The 4164-nt window shown below is 68.4% G+C and carries 5 protein-coding genes; 4 read left to right on the forward strand and 1 reads right to left on the reverse strand.

Annotated features, from left to right (window positions below):
• Nucleotides 1-396: 396 nt before the first annotated feature.
• Complete coding sequence (locus tag M6444_RS16765; protein WP_298329939.1) at nucleotides 397-1212, reverse strand: hypothetical protein; 816 nt, start codon at nucleotides 1210-1212, stop codon at nucleotides 397-399.
• A 254-nt stretch (nucleotides 1213-1466) separates the two neighbouring features.
• On the opposite strand from M6444_RS16765, the gene M6444_RS16770 reads away from it, so the two are divergent.
• From M6444_RS16770 to M6444_RS16785, 4 genes are read left to right on the forward strand one after another with little or no spacing between them, the layout of a single operon-like run.
• Nucleotides 1467-1793, forward strand: coding sequence for a hypothetical protein (locus M6444_RS16770; protein ID WP_298329941.1), 327 nt, complete (start codon nucleotides 1467-1469; stop codon nucleotides 1791-1793).
• Entirely contained in the window at nucleotides 1790-3016 is a 1227-nt protein-coding gene (locus tag M6444_RS16775; RefSeq protein ID WP_298329943.1) for a conjugal transfer protein, read from the forward strand. The genes M6444_RS16770 and M6444_RS16775 overlap by 4 nt, the downstream gene beginning before the upstream one ends.
• 37 nt (nucleotides 3017-3053) lie before the next feature.
• Nucleotides 3054-3389 carry a hypothetical protein gene (locus M6444_RS16780; RefSeq protein WP_298329946.1) on the forward strand — a complete coding sequence of 112 codons (336 nt, stop codon included), beginning with the start codon at nucleotides 3054-3056 and terminating at the stop codon, nucleotides 3387-3389.
• A gap of 54 nt (nucleotides 3390-3443) precedes the next feature.
• Entirely contained in the window at nucleotides 3444-4070 is a 627-nt protein-coding gene (locus M6444_RS16785) for a hypothetical protein (RefSeq protein WP_298329949.1), read from the forward strand.
• The last annotated feature ends 94 nt before the right edge of the window (nucleotides 4071-4164 follow it).

Genomic DNA, 4164 nt, shown 5'->3' on the forward strand with positions numbered 1-4164 from the left:
AGCGCATCGTCGGCGTGAGCCGTCCTGCGCGCCGGCCGGTGGCCGGAACTACTGATAGTCACGAAGGCCGCCCTCCTCGTGCACGTCGAGACCGGTTCCGGGGGTGGTCTCGTCACACAGAGTATGTGACAGCAGAGACAACCGCATAGGGTGCGAATTGTTAAGCCTTGGCCAATATCGCTGGGCTGCGTGTCGAACGCTTCCCGGACATTTAGGGCATACATGGCTTATGTATGTCGAATGTATGCGGCCTGCAGCCCAGTTTTATGGGCTCTGTATGGAGTCTGCATGGGCTCTGTATGGAGTCTGTATGGGGATCTGCATGGAGTCAGTTTTTGGTAGGCGTACGGTCAGGTACGTACCGACGACCGCGACCCGCCGCGTCGGAGCCGTTCGTCAGGCCGGTTGGGCCAGGGGCGAATCGTCGCGGACCGCTCGGACGATCTTGCGCACGGCCCGGCTCGACCGTTGTCGTGCCGCCGGCCAGCTCAGGCCGTGCCGCTCAGCGGCCGCCGCTCCGCCTGCCTCGCCCGGCGCGGGCGTGTAGATGTCGAGAATCAGCGTGGCGTCGGCTGCGGACACGGTCCCGCGCTCGACGGCCCAGACGAGGAGCTGCAGCAGTTCGACGTCCGCGGAGTCGTCCCGGTGCGCTTCGACGGCCTCGAAGGTCTCAGGCCCCAGGATCGTCTCACTGCGGTGATAGGCGAGTTCGCCGGTCACCGCCCGCAGCGTGTCCATGGCCAGGTTGGCCGCGACCTTGGTGGGACGGCGCTCGACGGGGTACGTCGCGATCGCCGTCCACAGCGCGCTGATGGCGGCTTCCTCGAGGCTGTGCTGTGTATCGAGCCCGCAGCGTGAGGCGGCGATGCGGATCGCCTTGCCCAGCATCAGTTGCAGGACCGTCCGTCCGGCCAGGTCGTCGCCGGCATGGGCCAGACGGACCAGCGTCAGCAGGATCAGATTGCAGCGTTCGCGGTCCGAGGAGCGCACCAGTGTCTCGACGTCGGTGAGACTGCGACACCCGGACAGCGCTTCGTGCTCGCGTGCCCACCGGCGCACCGTGGCCTCGGCCGCGGTATCGGCGCGTAGCCGAGCCCATTCGTGATTCAGCCGGCCCGCCAGACTCGCGTCCGTACGTCGCCGCGCGCCCGTCGTGAGCGGTGCGTCGCGTAGGGCTTCGGCGGTGGCGCCGTCACTGAGCGTGGTCGGCATGGCTGGCTCCTCGGTCCGGGATTCGATACCTGCGACCTTGGTCGTCCGGCCTTGCCGGAAGTCTTGCCCGCAACGCGTTCACCAGCGTCGTCGCACTTGCCCGGTCGGCTCGACGGGACGCCAACATGCCCGGTCGGGGCGGATTCGCGCCGATCTGGCCGGGCTCAGCCCGGAAGGATTTGTTGCTCGCCGTCACAAGACACGTTCCGGTGGCACCTACTCGGTCAGACCGACCAGCCGATCGAGGAGCCCAGATGGCCGAGCACTTCAGCAACCGGGATTCCCTCATGGACGCGGCGACGGTGTTGGCCGCCAGGCGCGCCATCGACCGCGAGATCGCCCATCTGGTCGCCGACCCCTTCGACCGTCAGGCGGCCGACCGGTTGCAGCACGCGGTGAGTGCTCATGCCGACCGCGCTCAGGAGGCCCTCGAACGTCTGGTGCGCCTCTCGCGGTGGCCGAACCCGTCGGACCCGCCGGAGGTGCAGGCGGCGCAGAGCACGGACATCGCTCCGGCTGACGTGACCGCGCCGCTGGATCCACGCCGTACCGACACCGGTCTCGAGGAACAGCAGCCATGAAGATCAATTGGGGCTTCGGTCCGCCGAAGAACGACGACCACGCCGACGGTGACGAGCGCCGGTCGCGTCGCACCCCGTCCGGGCGCGAATCTGGGCCGAAGACGAAGACCGGACCGGCCTCGGAACAGCACTCGTGGACCGCCGGAGCGAACATGACGACGAAAGTGGTCGTCGGGTTGCTGTGGGCCGCCTTGATCGCCGGCCCGATGGCCCTGGGCCTGCAACTGCTCACCCCAGCCCGCGACCCCGTCATTCACCAGGGCGGGCCCGGCGAGCGGATGGGCGAGGCCGCAGCCGTCGGTGAGTTCGCGCAACGCGCGGTGGTCGCCTGGCTGGAGACGCCGGCCGATGACGACGACGGATTGCGGCAGTACTTCGGCGGGATCAGTCAGACCCGCCCGGAGTACCCGTGGTCGGTTCGTCGTCCGGAGATCGCCGAGATCGTCCGCGATGACAACGATCTGTGGTCGGTCGTGGTGAGCGTCGAGGCCACCGAGGGCCAACCGGAGAAGAAGCCGGCCAAGGCCGACGCGGACGGCAGCGGAGCCGCCGAAAACGACACCGACGGCGACGACGAGAACGCGGAAGTCTCCCGAGTGACCTCGGGCCGGCTGTACTTCCGGTTGCCGGTGCTGTACGTCGAAGGCGAGATGATCGCTCAGGCGCTGCCCGCCCCGGTTCCCGCCCCGAGCTCCGTCGATCAGCTCGACGTGGTCTACAACGAGGACCTACCGACTGATCATCCGGCCTACGCCCGCGTCACGAACTTCCTCAACGCCATGCTCGTGCACGGCGATCAAGCCGAACTCGAGGCCTACACCAGCCCTGGCACGGCGTTCCGCGCGCTCACTCCGGTCCCGTACGCCGCCATCGAGGTCACCGCGATCACGGCGGCCGGGGACGCCATGCCGAGCGAGTCGCCGGACGACGGCGAGCGCGTCGACATCCAGGTCGACGTCATCGTGTCCGGGTCGAACGAGGCGCAGCTCAGCGCCCAGTACGCCCTCGTCCTGCAGGCACGGCAAGGCCGCTGGGAGGTCGCCGAACTCATGACCTCGCCGGTTCTGGCCGAGCCAGTTCCCGTCCCGACCCCCGACTCCCCGTCGACCACGGCCTCGCCGTCGACGTCGGCGGAGAACACGTCACCGGCCGGATCGCCCGGTACCGGTGACACCGGATCGGTCACCGCCGACCCGGAAACGTCCTCGACGGGCTCGCCATAAGGCGTCCCATGCCCGCCCGCTCATCAAGGAGAGAGCCATGAGCCTCGTCACCAGCCTCGCGACAGCAGCGCCGGACCTGGCGACAGCTACCACCATCCAGGCCGGAGTACTGGACTGGACGTCGAGCACCGCCAGTGACCTCCGCGAAGTCCTCCGGGTCGTCGCCATCACCGTCGCTGTGCTCTTCGTGGTCTTCAAAGCAGTGACCTCGAAGTTCGCGGTCGGAACCATCGTGGTGTCGGCGTTGGCCGCAGGGGTCTTCATCTGGATCGTCTACAACGTGACCGCGCTGCGCGACACCGTCGGTGAAGACCTGCCGGGCTCGGCGCCGACCGTGGAGTACGTCGACTCGCCAGCCGCGCCCCTCACGTAACACCCCTCACCCGGTCCGGATCTGCCGAACGTCGACGAGGGGAGGTGAGCCACGATGTCCGACGACGAGTCCGTCGAAACCGTCAAGTACTACACCCGGGCGCGCAAGTTCCCGCAGTTGCTGGGGCGCATGCCCGACGGGACCAAGATCCCGGGTGGTCCGTACACGGTTCAGCAGCTGATCGTCGCCATCACGATCATCGTCATCGGCGGCATGTCCATCGACACGTGGGGTGTCTTCGGCTTCTTCGGGAACCTCGCCGTACTTTTCGGTTCCGCTTTCGGTGCGGTGTTCTTGATCGGCCGGCTCCCGATGAACGGGCGGAACCCGTTCTACGCACTCGTCGGGCTGTTCCGGGCCATCGGAGCTCCGTCGACCGGGCGCTATCAGGGTCGCCCGATCCGGCTGCGCCGAGCGCGTCGGCTGACTCATCGCGTGGTCGTGCTCATCGGTGATCCGCCGGGGACCCCTGCGGTGGCCGCCCCCGAGCTCGTCCTCGACGGCGCGTCCGACCAGCTGCGTCGTCGGCTGCTGGAGCGCTCGCGGGGTGCGCAGCGCGGCGACGAGCCCGAGCCGGAACCCGCGCCAGTGCAGCAGACCGGGCCGCTCAGCGGCGTCCAGGCGCTGTTGGCGCTGGTCGACGACCAGAACGACAACGAACGACGAAAGGTGGTGCGCTGATGGCGATGCGGAGCCCGGCCCGGGCGATGGCCGGTCACATGATGTGGGCACGCGGCGGCACAGTGTGGGCGACCTGGCGCCTGAACGCGCTGCC

Source organism: Haloactinopolyspora sp., from assembly GCF_027324685.1.
In the GTDB taxonomy this organism is placed as follows: Bacteria; Actinomycetota; Actinomycetes; order Jiangellales; family Jiangellaceae; genus Haloactinopolyspora.